Origin of the sequence: Nocardia sp. NPDC057353 (assembly GCF_042667085.1) — a bacterium.
Lineage (GTDB): Bacteria > Actinomycetota > Actinomycetes > Mycobacteriales > Mycobacteriaceae > Nocardia.
Map to the genome: position 1 here is coordinate 64,260 of NZ_JBHVAK010000014.1, position 17,273 is coordinate 81,532.

A 17,273-nucleotide genomic window follows, 5' to 3' on the forward strand; every position below is an offset into this window, starting at 1 on the left:
ACAGCGTTCCCGGAGCGCGGCACGGTCACCGCGGGCTCTCATCGCGCCCGATCCCGCAACGCCCGCAACCGATCCCGGTGCTCCGCACTCTGCATCGACACCACCTCCGCCGCGAACCCCGCCTGCATCGGCCCGCCCAACGCCTGCGACAGGTACATGTTCACCACCCGCTTGGTACCACGCAGCGCCTCCACCGGCTGCGCGGCTAGCCGGTGGGCCAGCGCGTGCGCCTCGGCGAGCAGCGCCGCGGGCGCGACCACCCGGCTCGCCAACCCCACCTGCACGGCGGTGGCGGCATCGATCCGATCCCCGGTGTACAGGAACTCCCTGGTCCGCAGGATCGGCGTGAGCAGCGGCCAGAAGGCGGCGCCGCCGTCCCCGGCGACCAGCCCGACCGCGACGTGCGGGTCGGCCAGGTAGGCCTGCTCGGACATGAGCACGATGTCGCAGAGCACCGCGATGCTCGCGCCGAGCCCCATGGCGGCGCCGTTCACCGCCGCGATCACCGGCAGCGGGAAGCGCAGCAGCTCCTCGATGATCTGCGCGCCCTCGCGGATGCTCTCGTCCCGCGCGACCGGGTCGTCCAGGAACGAGGTGATCCAGTTCAGGTCGCCGCCCGCGCTGAAGGCGCGGCCCGCGCCGGTCAGCACCACCGCCCGCGCCCCGGTGTCCGCGGCCAGGTGCCGCCAGACCTCGGCGAGCGCGCGGTGCAGGTCGGCGTTCACGGCATTGAGTTCGTCCGGGCGGTCGATGAGCACGGTGCGCACCGGGCCGTCCGCGGTGATGGTGAGGCCGGGAGGTAGCTCCATGTCACACCCCCGGCGGGTCGGAGAAGAGCCCGGCCAGCCCGGCGTTGCCGATGCGGCGGGCCAGGGCGTCCTCGGTGCCGGTGCGGCCGAGCGGGAGCCTGCGCAGCGGCAGGCTGTGCCGGGAGAGCCAGGAGAGCGCGGCCTCGTCGCAGAAGCCGAGCGCGCCGTGCACCTGGTGCGCCACCCGGAACACCGTCTCCGCCGCCTCCAGCGCGGCCAACCGCAGCGCCAGCGCGTCGGCGACCGCCTCGGGGCGGCCCGCCTGGATGCTCCAGAGCGCGTAGCGGGCCAGCATCTCAACGCCCCTTCGCTCCACCTCGGCATCGGTGAGCTGGAACTGCACCGACTGGAACTCGGCCAGCGGCCTGCCGAACTGCTCGCGGAGCAGGACGTGCGCGCGGGCCAGCTCGACCGCGCGGTCGAGCATGCCGAGCAGGGTCCAGCCGGGCAGGGTCAGGGCGAGCGCGGGGTCGCCCGCGGTGTCGACGGGCTCGACCGCGATCGGCACCACGAACGCGGTCTCCCGCGCGGTACCTGTCGCAGGCAGTGCCCGCACGAGGCCACGTTCGCCGCCCAGCCCGACCGCCGCCACCCGCAGGTCGAGCCCGGCGAGCGCGGCGGCCGATTCCGGCCCCGCCACCGCGACGAGCGCGTCCACCCCGAGATCGGCAGGCCGGGCAAGCCGCTCGGCCACCGGATACGGCACCGCCCAGTAGCCCGCGCTCCGGCACAGCGCCGCCGCGGCCTCCAGCTCGACGGGGTCGCGGTACGGCGCCAACTCCCACGCCCCGAGCCGCTCCAGCACCGGCGCGATCAGCCCGTGCCGCAGCCCCGGCTCCGCCTCCGCCCGCTGCACCAATTCGTCCCCGCCCGCAGCGCGCAGCGCCCGCAGCGCCTGCGCCCCGAACTCCCGCGCCTCGTCACACAATTCGATCTGCATCGCACCCCCGTCCGCTGAGCTCTCCGCGACCGAGCCCGCCCGCGGCCGAGCACCCCCGTCCGCCGAGCTGTCCCCGGCCGCGCCTGCCGGAGCGCCACCGTCCGCGGAGTGGCCCGCAGCCGAGCCTGCCCGAGCGCCCCGGTCCGCCGAGTGGCCCGCAGCTCGATCCGGCGGCCGCACCCCGACATCCGGGACCCCTGCGGCGCCGTCCGCCCGACCCACCCCGGCCGCCGCCGACACCGCCCCCTCGGGCGGGACGGCCGCGGCGCTCATGCCGCCTCCCCGTTCCGGCGCCCGGCGCCGAGCAGCGCCCGCGCCAGCAGGATCTGCTGCATCTCGATACTCCCCGAGGCGACGGTCGCGGCATTCGCGTACCGCCAGTGGTCGTCGACCGCCCGGCGGAACACCCGCCGCTCCCCCTCCTCGTCCGGTACGTGCGCCGCGAGCTCGGTGAGCAGCGCGGCGCTCTCCTGGTCCAGCCGGGTGACCGCGATCCGGTAGGCCGCGGTGTCGGCGGGATCGACCTTGCCGGTGCTCTGCGTGGCGAGCACCTGGTACGCCAGCAACCGCGCCCGCCTGGCCCGGACGAGCATGCGGGCCCAGCGCCCGCGCAGCCCGGCGGGCAGCGCCGCCCAGCGCGCCCCGAGCACCTCCGGCGCGGTGCGCAGCAACCGCTCGCAGCGGGCGTAGCGCGCGATCCCGACCCGTTCGAAGGCCAGCACCTCCCGCACCACCGACCAGCCGTCCCCGACCCGCCCGAGCACATCGGCCCCGGTCGCCCGCACCCCGTCGAAGAAGACCTCGTTCAGGTGGTGCGGCCCGAGCATGGAGCGGATCGGCCGCACCTGGATGCCCGGCGCCGACATGGGCAGCAGGAAAACGGTGAGCCCCTGCTGTTTCCGGTCACCGGCCCCGGTGCGCGCGAGCAGGAAGCACCACTGCGCCATGGTCGCGTAGGAGGTCCAGATCTTCTGCCCGGAGATCACCCACCCGTCCCCGTCCCGCCGCGCGGCGGTGCGCAGCGAGGCGAGGTCGGAGCCCGCGTCCGGCTCGCTGAACCCCTGGCACCAGATGACCTCGCCGCGCGCGATCGGCGGCAGGTGCGCGCGCCGCTGCTGTTCGGTGCCGTGCCGCATGATGGTCGGCCCGACCCAGTTCACGCCCATGTACTGGGCGCCGCGCGGTTCGTGCTGCGCCCACATCTCCTCGCGGACCGCGGTCTGCTCCCACACCGAGGCGCCGCGCCCGCCGAACTCCGCAGGCCAGGCCGCGCAGAGCAGCCCGCGCTCGGCCAGCACCGCGCAGAATCGCTGCGCCACCGCCAGATCCGCGGGATCGTCGGTGAAGGCGCCGAGAAAGCCCGCCGGGACCTCCGCGGCGATCAACCGCCGGAGCTCGCCGCGCAGCTCCGCGGCGGCCGAACCCATCGTGAAGTCCATGCGACGCACGGTACTTCAATCCTCATAAGGATAGCAATGTTTGTATGGTCATCCTCCGCTGACTACACTGCCGCCATGACGGTGAGAGCGACCCGCGGGCGGACCGGCGACGGGCGGCAGCGGTGACCAGCGCCCGCCGCGGCCGGGTGCCGCAGCGCCGGATCGCCGAGACCGTCGCCGCCGAGCTGCGCACCCGCATCCTGGCGGGCGACGACACCTACCGGCTCCCCACCCAGGACCAGCTGGTGCAGGACTTCGGGGTCAGCTACCCGTCGATCCGCGAGGCGCTGCGCATCCTGGAGACCGAGGGGCTGGTCACCGTGCGCCGCGGCAATGTCGGCGGCGCCGAGGTGCACCGCCCGGACGCGACCTCCGCCGCCTACCACCTCGGCCTCGCGCTGCAGGGCGCCCGCGTCACCCTCGGCGACCTGGCCGCCGGGCTGCGCATGCTGGAGCCGCAGTGCGCCGCCGAGTGCGCGGGCAGGCCGGACCGCGCCGAGACCGTCGTCCCCGCGCTCACCGAGAACGTGGAGAAGTCCGCGGAGCTGCTCGACGACGGCGTCGCCTTCACGCACACCGCCCGCGAGTTCCACGACCTGATCGTCGCGCATACCCCGAACCTCACCGTCCGCTACGTGGTGAGCACGCTGGTCACGCTGTGGTCGGCACAGGAGGAGGCCTGGGCCGAGGCGATCACCGAGCAGGGCGAGTACCCCTCCGGCGACGAGGCCGACGCGGTGGTCCGCACGCACCGCAGGATCGCCAGGGAGATCGAGGCGGGCCGCGCCGCGGAGGCCGAGCGGCTCTACCGGACCCACCTCACCGCCAGCCAGGCCGTCGTCCTGGAGCGGTTCGACGGCGGCGTGGTGAACGCCTCGTCGGCGGGCGCGCGGCTCGCCATGCAGACGGTGTCGCGCACCCGGCTGTAGCCCGCTTTCGGCGATACCCGCCCTTCCCGCGCACGGGTTGGGTAATCTCATTCTCAAATTCTTCCATATCACATTCCGGCACCATTGCGCACCCCGCGCAGGCACCGGCCGATTTCGCGCGCCCACTCCAGGAGCCTTGCCCACCTTCGGATTTCCACACTCACGGCAAGTATTGCAATCCTTGTGAGGATTGACGTAGCGTGGCCCGCGACACACTCCTCCGATTCGCACGGGAGGCTCCGCCTTGACTCGAGGGGCGCGCTACAGCACCACCACTCCGTTCACCCTCGCCGATGGCGTCAGCGTCGAGCGGCGCACGCCGCCCAGCAGGCTGTTCGGCGCCAACGGCCTCCGCACCGGCCCGGACGGCCGGATCTACATCGCCCAGGTCGCGGGCAGCCAGATCAGCGCGCTCGACGTCGGGACCGGTGAGCTGGAGACGATCAGCGCCAAGGGCGGCGACATCGTCGCCCCCGACGACATCGCCTTCGACCCGGCGGGCAACCTGATCGCCACCGAGTACATGGACGCCAGGGTCAGCGTGCGCGGCGCCGACGGCAGCAGCCGGGTGCTCCGCGACGACCTGCCCGGCGCCAACGGCATCACCGTGCACAACGGCAGGCTCTTCGTGAACGAGTGCCGGATCGGCGGGCGGCTCATGGAGCTGCCGCTGGACGGCTCCGCGCCGATCGTGCTGCAGGACAACCTGCCCATGCCGAACGCCATGGAGGTCGGCCCGGACGGGCTCCTCTACTACCCGGTCATGGGCACCAGCGACATCTGGCGCATCGACCCGGACGGCGGAACCCCGGAGCGGGTCGTCGGCGACCTGGCGGGCCCGGACTCGGTGAAGTTCGACGCCGCCGGGTTCATCGTCTCCACGCAGGCGGGCTCCGGGCAGGTGCTGCGCATCGACCCGCGCACCGGCGACCGCGAGGTGCTGGCCCAGCTCGCGCCCGGCCTGGACAACTGCACCTTCGTCGACGGCAGGCTCTTCGTCTCCAGCTTCGATGGCGCGATCACCGAGGTGCTCGGCGGCGGCGAGAGCACATCGGTGCTGCCCGGCGGGCTGCTGTGGCCGCTGGACCTCACCGTCGGCCCGGACGGCACGCTCTACGTCGCCGACGGCACCTTCCTCTACGAGCACCGCGACGGCGCGCTCCAGGTGATCGCCTCGCTGTTCAGCCTCAATACCCCCGGCTACCTGCGCGGCGTGACCGCCACCGGCGTCGGCGAGTTCGTCGGCTCGACCTCGCTCGGGCAGATCGTGACCTACAAGCACGGCCCGGAGCCGGAGACCGCGCTCGTCGCCGACGGCTTCGACCAGCTCTACGGGGTCGCGGTCGCCGCCGACGGGACCATCGTCACCGCGGACGCGGGCACCGGCAAGGTGGCCTCGATCCGCGGCGGACAGACCGAGGTGCTCGCCTCCGGGCTGCAGCGCCCGATCGGCGTCGCCTTCGGGCCGGACGGGGCGGTGCTCGTCTCCGAGTCCGGCGCCGGGCGGATCGTCACGGCGGGCCGGGGCGGGGTCGACACCGTGGTGGACGGCCTGGAGACGCCGCACGGCATCCTGGTGCGCGGCAATCAGCTGCTCATCGTGGATGTCGGGCTGAAGGCGCTGATCGCGGTCGACCTCGTCACCAAGGCCAGGCAGACGCTTGCCGCGCAGCTGCCGCTCGGCGCGCCGGAGGGCGTCGTCCCCAAGCCGCTCAAGGGCACCCCGCCGTTCTCCGGCCCGATGGGCCCGTTCGCCGGGATCGCCGCGGGCCCCGACGGCACCGTCTACGTCTCCGCCGACGCCGAGGGCAGCGTCCTCGCCGTCCGCATCGAGGGGTGATGGCGGTGCACCGGCCCGGCGCCGCGCAGCGCGACCGCGAGCGGTCCGCGACCGTGCCGCGGCGGAGCACGAGCCCGCTCGAGCGCTGCCGCGCGGAGATCCCAACCATATCGAGGAGGTACGCGGCATGAGCGACATCGATCTCGGCCTCGCCGGCCGCGTGGTGATCGTCGCAGGCGCGGGCGGCGGCGGCATCGGCACCGCCGTCACCAGACTCATCGCCAGGGCGGGCGCCACGGTGATCGCGGTGAGCCGCGGCAAGGAGAACCTGGCCACGCACGTGGAACCCCTGGCCGACGCGGGCCTCCCGGTCATCCCCTTCGCCGCCGACGCGGGCACCGATGAGGGTGTCGCGAGCATCCTGGAGCGCGCCCGCGCCGCCGACGGCGAGCTGCACGGCCTGGTCAATATCGCGGGCGGGGCGGCCCCGACCACCTGGATGCCCGCCACCAGGGTCACCAGGGAGGACTGGCGCGCGCTCTTCGCGCAGAACCTGGAGACCATGTTCTTCCTCAGCCAGGCGGTCGCCGCCGAGCTGAAGGCCGCGAACCACCCCGGCTCGATCGTCTCCCTGTCCTCGATCAGCGGCATGAACACGGCCCCGTTCCACATCGCCTACGGCACCGCCAAGGCCGCGCTGGTCGCCGCCACCCGAACCCTCGCGGTGGAGCTGGCACAGACCGGAATCCGGGTGAACGCGGTCGCCCCCGGCGTCACCGCGACCCCCGCCTCCACCGCCTACGTCGGCGACGACCCCGAGCGCGACCGCACCGCCATCGCCATGGGCCGCCGCGGCACCCCGGAGGAGCAGGCCGGGCCGATCCTGTTCCTGCTCTCCGACCTGTCGAGCTACATCACCGGCCAGACGCTGCTGGTCGACGGCGGCCTGAACCTCAAGTGGACCCACCTCGGCGCCGACCACACCTCGCTCTTCCTGGAGAACGAGGACTTCCGCGCCGCCATCACCCGCTGACCCCGATCGGGAGAAACGTCATGACCGACAACGCAACGGAACCGCTCTCGACCCCGGTGGAGATCGGCGTCGACGCCTACATCTCGCCGGAGTACGCGCGCGCCGAGGGCGAGAAGCTGTGGGCGAAGGTCTGGCAGCAGGTCGGCCGGGTGGAGGAGATCCCGCGGGTCGGCAACTACCTGACCTACGAGATCATGAACGACTCCATCCTGGTGGTGCGCACCGCGGAGCACACCTTCCGCGCCTACCACAATGTCTGCGCGCACCGCGGCCGCCGGCTCGTGGACACCCCGCCCGGTGCGCACGACGCGCGCGGCAGTGCCAAGCAGTTCGTCTGCGGCTTCCACGGCTGGCGCTACGACCTGGAGGGCCGCAACACCTTCGTGCCGGAGCGCGAGGACTGGAGCTGCGCCCTCACCGAGCGCAACGACGGGCTCAACCAGGTCAGGGTCGACACCTGGGGCGGCTGGCTCTGGATCACCATGGATCCGGAAGCCGAGCCGCTGCGCGACTACCTGAACCCCGCCGCCGCGCTGCTCGAGCACTTCGAGCTGGAGAAGATGCGGTACCGCTGGCGCCGCTGGGTCGAGTTCGACTGCAACTGGAAGGTCGCCTTCGAGGCCTTCATGGAGACCTACCACGTGCCCTACACACACCCGGAGTTCGCCAACTTCGGCAGCTTCCTGGGCTGGGCGCGGGCGCAGGGCAAGCACTCCAACATCGGCTACGACGCGCCGAAGGGCATGGAGGAGAACCAGGCCAAGCTGCGGGTCGGCGGCGGCGCCGACGCCAGGGTCTCCACCGCGACGCTGCAGAACTTCACCTGGGAGAACGCCAACACCAACACCACCCGCACCCTGGTCGACGTCGCCAACCGGCTGGTGGACGAGCTGCCCGAGGGCACCCCGAGCGACCAGGTGCTGCGCTACTGGCTGGACACCGCCCGCGCGGAGGACCAGGCGCGCGGCGTGGACTGGCCCAAGGTCGACCCCTCGGTGGTGGCACAGGCGGGCACCGCGTGGCAGATCTTCCCGAACTTCCAGATCGGGCACGCGGTGAACAACATGCTCTGCTACCGCTTCCGCCCGTACGGCACCGACCCGGACAAGTGCATCTTCGAGGCCGCGGTCTTCGAGCTCTTCCCGGAGGGGCAGGAGCCGGAGACGCAGTGGGAGTACACCCCGGTCGGCGACCCCGGCTGGCGCAGCGTGCTGCCGCAGGACTTCGACAACATGGCCGCCGTGCAGCAGGGCATGAAGTCGCGCGGCTTCTCCGGCCCCAAGCCGAACCCATACCGCGAGCGCAGCGTCGTCAACCTGCACCACAACCTCGCCAGGTACATGGGCACCGGCGAACCCACCGAGCTGAGCTGAAGGACCACCCCATGACCGACTGTGCACCCACGCAGACCCCCGAGGTCGATCTCGCCGCGCTGCGCGCGACGTACCTCGCCGAGCGGGACAAGCGGCTGCGGACCGAGGGGCAGGGCCAGTACCTCGTCACCGAGGACGGCTTCGACGAGTTCTACGCGGGCGACCCGTACACCGCGGTGGAGCCGCGCGAGCCGATCACCGGCGAGATCGGGGTCGCCATCCTCGGCGGCGGCTGGGCCGGGCTGATCGCCGCCGCCCGGCTGCAGGAGGCGGGCGTCACCGACTTCCGGATCATCGAGCTGGGCGGCGATTTCGGCGGCGCCTGGTACTGGAACCGCTACCCCGGCATCCAGTGCGACACCGACAGCTACGCCTACCTGCCGCTGCTCGAGGAGACCGGCTACATGCCGACCGAGAAGTACGCGCGCGGCGACGAGTGCTTCGAGCACGCGCAGCGGATCGGCAAGCACTACAACCTCTACGAGCGCGCGATCTTCAGCACGCTGGTCGAGTCGCTGGAATGGGACGAGCCGAGCGGCCGCTGGGCCATCGGCACCAACCGCGGCGACGCCATCCGGGCGCGCTGGGTGATCATGGCCCAGGGACCGTTCAACAAGCCGAAACTGCCCGGCATCCCCGGAATCTCGGAGTTCGAGGGGCACACCTTCCACAGCGCCCGCTGGGACTACGCCTACACCGGCGGCAGCATGAAGGGCGGGCTGGACGGGCTCGCGGGCAAGAAGGTCGCGGTGATCGGGACCGGCGCCAGCGGCATCCAGGTCATCCCGCACCTGGCGAAATCCGCCGAGCACCTGTACGTCTTCCAGCGCACCCCCTCCTACGTCTACGAGCGCGGCGACGTGCCGACCGACCCCGAGTGGGCGGCATCCCTGAAGCCGGGCTGGACCAGGGAGCGCAAGCGCAACTTCCACACCGCCGCCTTCGAGGCGTTCGCGCCCGGCCAGCCGGACCTGATCTGCGACGGCTGGACCGAGGTGAGCCGCAATGTGGAGGCGGAGATCACCGCCACCGAGGGCTGGGCCACGCTCACCCCGGAGAAGTTCATGGAGCTGCGCGAACTCGCCGACTACCGGGCCATGGAGCGGGTGCGGCGGCGGGTGGACGCCCTGGTCCACGATCCCGCGACCGCGGCGGCGCTCAAGCCGTACTACCGCTTCCTGTGCAAGCGGCCGTGCTTCAACGACGAGTACCTGCCCACCTTCAACCGGGACAACGTGACCCTGGTCGACGTCTCGAAGACCAAGGGCGTGGAGCGGATCACCGCGAAGGGCATCGTCGCCGACGGGGTCGAGCACGAGGTCGACTGCATCATCTTCGCCAGCGGCTTCGAGATCACCACCGACCTGGACCGGCGGCTCGGGATCGCGCCCTTCACCGGGCGCGACGGGCTCTCGCTCTACGAGCACTGGGGCGACGGGTACAGGACGCTGCACGGGCTCACCACCCGCGGCTTCCCGAACATCTTCTTCACCGGGTTCATCCAGGGCGGGGTCACCGCGAGCACCACCGACATGTTCGACCAGCAGGCCGGGCACATCGCCTACATCCTGGCGCACGCCGAAGGGGCCGGGGTCACCTCGATCGAGCCGACGCCGCAGGCGGTTCAGGAGTGGTGCACCACGGTTCGGGAGACCGCGGTGGACAACACCAGTTTTCAGCGTGAGTGCACGCCCGGCTACTACAACAACGAGGGCGAGCGGCAGATCCGCTCGCACCTCGGCGAGCCGTACTGGCCCGGGTTCTACGCCTTCGAGGACGTCCTGCAGGCGTGGCGGGACACCGGCGAGCTGCCCGGGTTGGAGCTCGGCAAGTGAGCGCCGTTCTCCGCCGGCCGGGACGCGGGTGCCGCGCGGCCGCTCCGAAGACGGGCGGGCCGCGATGAGCGAGCTGCGCTATGACGGGCGGGTCGCCGTGATCACCGGGGCCGGGCGCGGGCTGGGGCGCGCGTACGCCCTGCTGCTCGCCGCCCGCGGCGCGCGCGTCGTCGTGAACGACCTCGGCAGCAGCGTGCGCGGCGACGAGGTGATCGGTAGTCCGGCCGCCGACGTGGTCGCCGAGATCGCGGCGGCGGGCGGCACCGCCGCCGCCTCGACCGACTCGGTCGCCACCCCGGAGGGCGGTCGGGCGATCATCGACACCGCGCTCGACCGCTTCGGCAGGCTCGACATCCTGATCCACAATGCGGGCAATGTCCGCTACGGCTCGCTGCGCGACATGCCGTACGAGGATTTCGAGGCGGTCCTCGACGTCCACCTGCGCGGCGCGTTCCACGTGGCGCGGGCCGCGTTCCCGGTCATGGCCGACGCCGGCTACGGCCGGGTGGTGCTCACCTCGTCCATCGGCGGGGTGTACGGGAACAAGAACGTCGCGAACTACGCGGCGGCGAAGGCGGGCGTCATCGGCCTCTCCAATGTGATCGCCCTGGAGGGCGCCGAGGTGGGCGTGCGCAGCAATGTCATCGTCCCCGCCGCGGTCACCCGGCTGGCGGACGGGCTGGACACCTCCGCTTACCCGCCCATGGGCCCCGAGCTGACGGCGCCCGCCGTCGGCTGGCTCGCGCACGAATCCTGCTCGGTCTCCGGCGAGATCTACGCCGCGGTGGCCGGGCGGGTCGCCCGCGTCTACCTCGCCGAGACCGCCGGGGTGTACCAGCCCGCGTGGACGGTCGAGCAGGTCGGCGCGCGCATCGACGAGATCCGGGACACCGCGAACTCCTGGATCCTGCCCACCAGCACCGGGCACGTCGAGCATCTGACGAGAAGTTTCGCGCTGGCCACGGAGGGTGCGCAGCATGTCGGTTAAGGTCTACGAACGCATCATCCAGCTCTTCGAAGCCGAGGGCATCACCACCGTATTCGGCATCCCGGACCCGAATTTCGTGCACATGTTCCACCTCGCCGAGGAGCGCGGCTGGAACGTCATCGCGCCGCACCACGAGGAGACGGCCGGGTTCATGGCCGAGGCGGTCTCCCGGATGACCGGCACGGCGGCGGTCTGCATCGGCACGCTCGGGCCCGGCATGGCGAACATGGCGGGCGCCATCCAGTGCGCCAAGGTGGAGAACTCGCCGGTCATCTTCCTGGGCGGGCAGCGCGCCAGGATCACCGAGCAGCGGGTGCGCCGCGGCCGGATCCAGTTCGTCAAGCAGGCCGAGCTCTTCGCGCCGTCGGTGAAGTACCACGCCAGCATCGAGTACGCCGACCAGACCGACGAGATCATCCGCGAGGGGCTGCGCCGGGCGCTCACCGGCACCCCCGGCCCGGTCTACATCGAGTGGCCCAAGGGCATCATCCAGGAGGAGCTGGACGTCCCGGAGCCGCTGCCGCCGCACCGCTACCGGCTGGTCGGGCAGACCGCGGGGCAGGACCGCATCGACGAGGCGGCGGCGCTCATCCGGGCCGCGAAGCAGCCGATTCTCATCGTCGGGCACGGCGTGCACACCACCCGCGCCGGGGCGTCGGTGCGGGCGCTGGCCGAGCTCATGGCGGTGCCGGTGATCCAGACCTCCGGCGGCACCTCGTTCATCGAGGGGCTGGAGGACCGGACCTTCGCCTACGGCTTCTCGCCCTCGTCCATCGACGCGGTGGTGCAGTCCGACCTGGTGTTGGCGATCGGCACCGAGCTGGGCGAGCCGGTGCACTACGGCGTCGGCAGGCACTGGGTGGCGGGCGAGGCGAACCGGAAATGGATTCTGGTGGAGCAGAATCCGGAGGCCATCGGGGTGAACCGGCCGATCGACGTCCCGCTCGTCGGTGACCTCCGCGCCATCGTGCCGCAGCTGGTCGAGGCGCTGAAGGACACCCCGCGCACCGCGACCCCCGAGCTGGCGGGCTGGATCGAGCAGGACGCCGCGCGCCTGGCCGAGCTGGCCGAGACCGCGCCCTCCGGGCAGAGCCCGGTGCACCCCGCCCGGCTCATCGTCGAGGCCACGAAGGCGTTCCCGCCGGAGGGCATCATGGTCCGCGACGGCGGCGCCACGACCATCTTCGGCTGGACCTACTCGCAGGCCAAGCCGCACGACGTGATCTGGAACCAGAACTTCGGGCACCTCGGCACCGGGCTCCCCTACGCCATCGGCGCCTCGGTGGCCGACGGCCGCAAGCGCCCGCTCATGCTGGTGACCGGCGACTCGTCGTTCCTCTTCCACATCGGCGAGCTGGAGACCGCGGCCCGGCTGAACCTGCCGCTGGTCTGCGTTGTCGCGGTGGACTACTCCTGGGGGCTGGAGGTCGGCGTCTACAAGGGGCTGTTCGGCCAGGGCTCGCTGGAGACCGGCACGCACTGGAGCACCGAGACCCGGCTGGACAAGGTCGCGGAGGGGTTCGGCTGCTACGGCGAGTACGTGGAGCGCGAGGAGGACATCGCGCCCGCCATCAAGCGCGCCTACGCCAGCGGCCGCCCCGGCGTCATCCACGTGGTGGTCGACCCCAAGGCCAACTCCGAAGAAATGCCCAGCTACGACGAGTTCCGCACCTGGTACGCCGAGGGGATGCAGTAACCATGCGCACATTCAGCACCTTCTACATCGGCGGCAAGTGGATCGAGCCCGCCACCGCCGCGACCTTCGAGGTGATCAACCCGGCCACCGAGGAGGTGGCGGGCACGGTCGCGCTCGGCTCGGCGGCCGACGTGGACCGCGCGGTGGCCGCCGCCCGCTCCGCCTTCCCCGCCTGGTCGGCGACCCCGGTCGCCGAGCGCGCCGCCGTGCTGCGCGCCATCGGCGACGAGTACGAGAAGCGCAAGGGCGATCTCGCCGCGGCGCTCACCGAGGAGATGGGTGCGCCCGCCGCGCTGGCAGGCGGCTTCCAGGTGGATCTCGGCGCCGGGCACCTCGCCACCGCCATCGGCATCCTCGAGGAGTTCTCCTTCGAAGAGCAGCGCGGCGCCACCCTGGTGGTGAAGGAGCCGATCGGGGTCTGCGGGCTGATCACGCCGTGGAACTGGCCGCTGAACCAGATCGCGGTCAAGGTCTTCCCCGCGCTCGCGACCGGCTGCACCGTCGTGCTCAAGCCCTCCGAGCAGTCGCCGTTCTCCGGGCAGATCTTCGCCGAGATCCTGGACGCGGCCGGTGTGCCCGCCGGGGTGTTCAACCTGGTGCAGGGCGACGGGCCGAACGTCGGGGTGCCGCTCTCCGCGCACCCGGATGTGGACCTGGTGTCGTTCACCGGCTCCACCAGGGCCGGGATCGAGATCGCGCGCAACGCCGCGCCGAGCGTCAAGCGGGTCACCCAGGAGCTGGGCGGCAAGAGCCCCAATATCGTGCTGGACGACGACGACCTGCCCGCCAATGTCGGGATCGCGGTCGGCACCCTCATGAACAACTCCGGCCAGACCTGCAGCGCGCTCTCCCGCATGCTGGTGCCGCGGCACCGGGTGGACGACGCCGTCGCCGCCGCCCGGGAGGCCGCGGCCGGGCTCACCGTCGGCGACCCCGCCGGTGACGTCGCGGTCGGGCCGGTGGTCTCCGGCACCCAGTTCGAGAAGATCCAGGCGCTGATCCAGCGGGGCATCGACGAGGGCGCCACCCTGGTCGCGGGCGGCACCGGCCGCCCCGACGGCCTCGACCGCGGCTACTACGTCAAGCCGACGGTCTTCGCGCACGTCACCAATGACATGACGATCGCCCGCGAAGAGATCTTCGGCCCGGTCATCACGATCATCGCCTACGACGACCTGGACCACGCCGTCGAACTCGCCAACGACACCGAGTACGGCCTCGCCGGGAACGTCGCGGGCGCCGACCTCGAGGTCGCCCGCTCGCTCGCCCGCCGCATCCGCGCGGGCTGGGTCTCGATCAACGACGCCTTCGACTTCCACTGCCCGTTCGGCGGGTACCGCAAGAGCGGGAACGGGCGGGAGTGGGGCGAGTTCGGGTTCCACGACTACCTGGAGATCAAGGGCATCCTCGGGTACGCCCCGGAGGGGTGATCGCGGTGCCCGCTACCGTCGCCGCGGCGCGGCGATATCGAGCCAGCCGCCCATCTCACCCTGCTCGATCCGGGTGACGCTCTGGGCCAGCCGCTGATCGCGCGTCCCCGGTTCGTCGTACGGCGCCGCGCTCGTCCGGTACAGCCTGCGCTCGGCCTCCACCGCCTCCCTGGCCTGGCTGAACCGCAGGTAGTCGTCCTGCCAGTGGAAGGCCGAGCGCAGGCCGGTCACGACGACGACGAACGCGCCGAGAACCGCCGGTATCACGATGTTGTCGGAGACAATCGCCGCGGACAGCGGGATGGCCGCCGAGGCGAGCAGCTGGAGCACCTCGGTCAGCCGGTGGAAGCGCCGGGCCTTGACCGCGGCCCCGGCGTACCAGGTGTACGAGGAGTCGGCCAGGCCGAGCGCGTAGCCGGTGCCGGTGGGGTCGTCGTCCATGTCGTTTCCGTACCCTTCAGGGGCGCCAGTCGTCGATCTCGGTGCGCGCTCCGGCCTGCGCCAGGTAGTCCGCCGCGCGCTGAGCGATCTTCCTCGGGTAGGCGAGCCCGGCGGGCGGTTCGAACCCCATGCACAGCAGGAGCGCTGCGCAGCCGACCTCCTCCGGCCGGTAGGCGACGTGGACGGACAGCTCGCCGTCGCCCGTCAGATCGATGAAATCATAGGCCGCCGCGGGGTTCCCGCCGTCCAGCCGCCGCGGATCGCCGGGCGCGAGCCGTTCGATGGACCAGAGCTCACCGATGCCGGGCACGAGCGCGTACTCGAACGTCCGCTCCTTCCAGGACGGCTTCTCGCACACCGACCGCGCGATCGCCGCCGCGACGAGCGGAATCGGTACCTCCGCCGCCAGTATCGTCCCGGCCTCGCTCGCCATGTGTCTCCTCTCGACGGCCGGGCCGCGGAATCCGACGGTATTCCCGCGGCGGCCCCTCCGGTATCGGCCGACCGACCGACGGATTCGCGGATCAGTGCGCGCTGTTCCGGGCGAATAGCGCTGCCGCGGCCACATATCCGACGGCAGCGAGGCCGGCGCACCACAGCACCGCCGGGAGCACGGCACCGCCCGTCCCGGTGAGCGCGCCGCGGACGGCGGCGAGGACCGGGGTGGCCGGTTGGTGGTCGGCGAACCCCCGCAACCACGGCGGCATACTCTCGGTGCGGACGAAGGCGCTGCTCACGTAGGGCACGAACATGACGGCGTAGGTGAACCCGCCCGCCGCCTCCGGCGTCCGCGCGAGCAACCCCAGCGCGACCGCGATCCAGGTGACGGCCACGACCAGCAGCAGCACCACCACCGCGGCCGTGAGCAGACCGGAGGGCCCGGCGGTGGTGCGGAATCCGAGCGCCGCCGCGACCAGGAAGACCAGCGCGACCACGCCGAGGTTGCGCACCACCCCCTCCAGCGCGTGCCCGGCGAGCAGCGCCTGCCGGTGGATGGGCAGGGTGCGGAAGCGGTCGACGGCGGCGCTGGTCATGTCGGTGGCGACGCCGGTCGCGGTGATGGAGGCGCCGAAACCGGTGCAGAGCAGGATGACTCCGGGCAGCACGTAGTCCAGGTACGGCATGCCGACTCCGATGGCGCCGCCGAAGACGTAGACGAACAGCAGCATGAGCAGCAGCGGGAGCAGCGCCGAGACGAGCAGGGTGTCGCGGCCGCGGAGGCTCCGGCGCAGCGCACGCCGGAACATGACCGCCGAGTCGGCGCAGCCGGTCGCGAACCGGTTCACCGAGCGGCGGCCTCGACCAGGTCGGCGGTGCGGTCGGCGGCATCGGAGCGCGCCGCCAGCCGCCCGGCCAGCTCCCTGGTGCGGGCGACGGTCTCCGGCTGCAGCAGGGTGCGCACCCCCGCGGTGAGCCGGTCGGCGTCGAGCTCGGCGAAGGGCAGGTGCACCCCGACCCCGAGCCGCTCGACCTGCCCGCCCCACATGGGCTGGTCGAAGGAGACCGAGCAGACCAGCGTGGGCAGCCCGGCGCGCAGGCTCTCGAACGTGGTGCCGATCCCGCCGTGGTGCACGGCGGCCGCGCACTTCGGGAAGACGATGTCGTGCGCGAGCGGCCCGACCACCCGGACCGTCTCCCCGGATTCGGCGTCGGCGGCGGCCAGATCGCTCCACCCCGCGCTCACCAGCGCGCGCCTGCCCAGCCGCTCGCTCACCCGGGTCACCATGGCCAGCACCTGGTGGGTGTCCCGGATCGGCATGCTGCCGAAGCCGAAGTACACCGGCGGCTCGCCCGCGTCGATCCAGGCCAGCAGCTCGGTGTGGTCGTCGGCGAGCTCACCGACCGCCTCACGGGCGGCGCGCGGCAGCGCCAGGAAGCCGACCAGCGGGCGCCGGTCGCCCCAGTCCTCGGCCAGCCCCGGCACCAGCGCCGGGTCGTAGATCTGCACCTCGGGCACGCCGCGCTCGGCGCACATGGCGGCCGGGCTCTTGGTACTCCTCCGCAGCCCGAGCTCGCCGCGCAGCTGGTTGAGGTAGCGCAGGAAGACCACCCGGCGCAGGTTCTCCGCCACCGACCAGGTGGCCCGGTTCACCGCGGCTGGCGGCTGCCAGTGCGGCGGCAGCGCGCCCGGGAAGGGGTAGGCGCCGGTCTTGCGGCCGGGGAAGCCGTGCAGGGTGACCAGCGCGGCGCCGGAGGCCTCGGCGACCGAGACCGCCCTGTCCTCGGTGAGCAGCGTGGAGACGATCACCTCCGCGCCCGCGCAGACCTCGATGACCTCGCGATTCATCCGCTCCGCGTACTCCGCCATCTGCTTGCCGACCAGCTGCATGAGCCGCAGGCTGCTGCCCGCGGCGAGCGCCCGCTGCCCCTCCTCGGAGGAGTAGAGCTGCTGCACGTCCGGGCCGCACGGCTGGGCGGCGAGCCCGGTGCCCGCGGTGAAGTCCACCAGGTTCGGCGGGGCGCCGACGATCACGTCGTGGCCGCGGTCGCGCAGCGTCAGCCCGAGCGCGACGGCGGGCTGCACGTCACCTCTGGTCCCGGTCAACGGAATTGCGATCTTCAACCCAGCATCCTCACTAC

General features: G+C 72.3%; 15 protein-coding genes. 8 read left to right on the top strand and 7 right to left on the bottom strand.

Annotation, left to right across the window (positions count from 1 at the left end):
* Positions 1-38: 38 nt before the first annotated feature.
* The 3 genes from ACFUUZ_RS09940 to ACFUUZ_RS09950 all read right to left on the bottom strand — a co-directional run bounded on the left by ACFUUZ_RS09940 (position 39) and on the right by ACFUUZ_RS09950 (position 3,188).
* Positions 39-809, bottom strand: a complete 771-nt coding sequence (locus ACFUUZ_RS09940; protein ID WP_378694450.1) for an enoyl-CoA hydratase/isomerase family protein — start codon at positions 807-809, stop codon at positions 39-41.
* A gap of 1 nt (position 810) precedes the next feature.
* On the bottom strand, positions 811-1,749 hold the full coding sequence (locus tag ACFUUZ_RS09945) for an acyl-CoA dehydrogenase family protein (RefSeq protein WP_378694452.1): 939 nt from the start codon (positions 1,747-1,749) through the stop codon (positions 811-813).
* A gap of 269 nt (positions 1,750-2,018) precedes the next feature.
* On the bottom strand, positions 2,019-3,188 hold the full coding sequence (locus ACFUUZ_RS09950; protein ID WP_378694454.1) for an acyl-CoA dehydrogenase family protein: 1,170 nt from the start codon (positions 3,186-3,188) through the stop codon (positions 2,019-2,021).
* Positions 3,189-3,310: 122 nt separating this feature from the next.
* On the opposite strand from ACFUUZ_RS09950, the gene ACFUUZ_RS09955 reads away from it, so the two are divergent.
* The 8 genes from ACFUUZ_RS09955 (at position 3,311) to ACFUUZ_RS09990 (ending at position 14,252) form a co-directional block, all read left to right on the top strand.
* On the top strand, positions 3,311-4,117 hold the full coding sequence (locus ACFUUZ_RS09955) for a FadR/GntR family transcriptional regulator (RefSeq protein ID WP_378694456.1): 807 nt from the start codon (positions 3,311-3,313) through the stop codon (positions 4,115-4,117).
* A gap of 244 nt (positions 4,118-4,361) precedes the next feature.
* The gene (locus tag ACFUUZ_RS09960) at positions 4,362-5,957 is read left to right on the top strand and encodes an SMP-30/gluconolactonase/LRE family protein (RefSeq protein WP_378694458.1); all 1,596 of its coding nucleotides are present in this window, start codon (positions 4,362-4,364) and stop codon (positions 5,955-5,957) included.
* A gap of 127 nt (positions 5,958-6,084) precedes the next feature.
* Positions 6,085-6,930, top strand: a complete 846-nt coding sequence (locus ACFUUZ_RS09965) for an SDR family NAD(P)-dependent oxidoreductase (protein WP_378694460.1) — start codon at positions 6,085-6,087, stop codon at positions 6,928-6,930.
* Positions 6,931-6,950: 20 nt separating this feature from the next.
* Positions 6,951-8,303, top strand: coding sequence for an SRPBCC family protein (locus ACFUUZ_RS09970; protein WP_378694462.1), 1,353 nt, complete (start codon positions 6,951-6,953; stop codon positions 8,301-8,303).
* An 11-nt stretch (positions 8,304-8,314) separates the two neighbouring features.
* Positions 8,315-10,138 (top strand): flavin-containing monooxygenase, encoded by a 1,824-nt coding sequence (locus ACFUUZ_RS09975; RefSeq protein ID WP_378694463.1) that lies wholly within the window; start codon positions 8,315-8,317, stop codon positions 10,136-10,138.
* Positions 10,139-10,202: 64 nt separating this feature from the next.
* Positions 10,203-11,126 (top strand): SDR family NAD(P)-dependent oxidoreductase, encoded by a 924-nt coding sequence (locus tag ACFUUZ_RS09980; RefSeq protein WP_378694465.1) that lies wholly within the window; start codon positions 10,203-10,205, stop codon positions 11,124-11,126.
* The gene (locus ACFUUZ_RS09985) at positions 11,116-12,822 is read left to right on the top strand and encodes a thiamine pyrophosphate-binding protein (RefSeq protein ID WP_378694467.1); all 1,707 of its coding nucleotides are present in this window, start codon (positions 11,116-11,118) and stop codon (positions 12,820-12,822) included. Before ACFUUZ_RS09980 ends, ACFUUZ_RS09985 begins: the two co-directional genes overlap by 11 nt.
* Positions 12,823-12,824: 2 nt before the next feature.
* Entirely contained in the window at positions 12,825-14,252 is a 1,428-nt protein-coding gene (locus tag ACFUUZ_RS09990) for an aldehyde dehydrogenase family protein (RefSeq protein ID WP_378694469.1), read from the top strand.
* Positions 14,253-14,264: 12 nt separating this feature from the next.
* On the opposite strand, the gene ACFUUZ_RS09995 is transcribed toward ACFUUZ_RS09990, so the two are convergent.
* The 4 genes from ACFUUZ_RS09995 to ACFUUZ_RS10010 all read right to left on the bottom strand — a co-directional run bounded on the left by ACFUUZ_RS09995 (position 14,265) and on the right by ACFUUZ_RS10010 (position 17,256).
* On the bottom strand, positions 14,265-14,693 hold the full coding sequence (locus ACFUUZ_RS09995; RefSeq protein WP_378694471.1) for a DUF4231 domain-containing protein: 429 nt from the start codon (positions 14,691-14,693) through the stop codon (positions 14,265-14,267).
* Positions 14,694-14,709: 16 nt separating this feature from the next.
* Entirely contained in the window at positions 14,710-15,126 is a 417-nt protein-coding gene (locus ACFUUZ_RS10000; RefSeq protein WP_378694473.1) for a hypothetical protein, read from the bottom strand.
* Positions 15,127-15,217: 91 nt separating this feature from the next.
* Positions 15,218-15,979 carry an ABC transporter permease gene (locus ACFUUZ_RS10005; RefSeq protein WP_378694475.1) on the bottom strand — a complete coding sequence of 254 codons (762 nt, stop codon included), beginning with the start codon at positions 15,977-15,979 and terminating at the stop codon, positions 15,218-15,220.
* Positions 15,976-17,256, bottom strand: coding sequence for a glycosyltransferase (locus ACFUUZ_RS10010; RefSeq protein WP_378694477.1), 1,281 nt, complete (start codon positions 17,254-17,256; stop codon positions 15,976-15,978). Before ACFUUZ_RS10010 ends, ACFUUZ_RS10005 begins: the two co-directional genes overlap by 4 nt.
* Positions 17,257-17,273 lie beyond the last annotated feature (17 nt).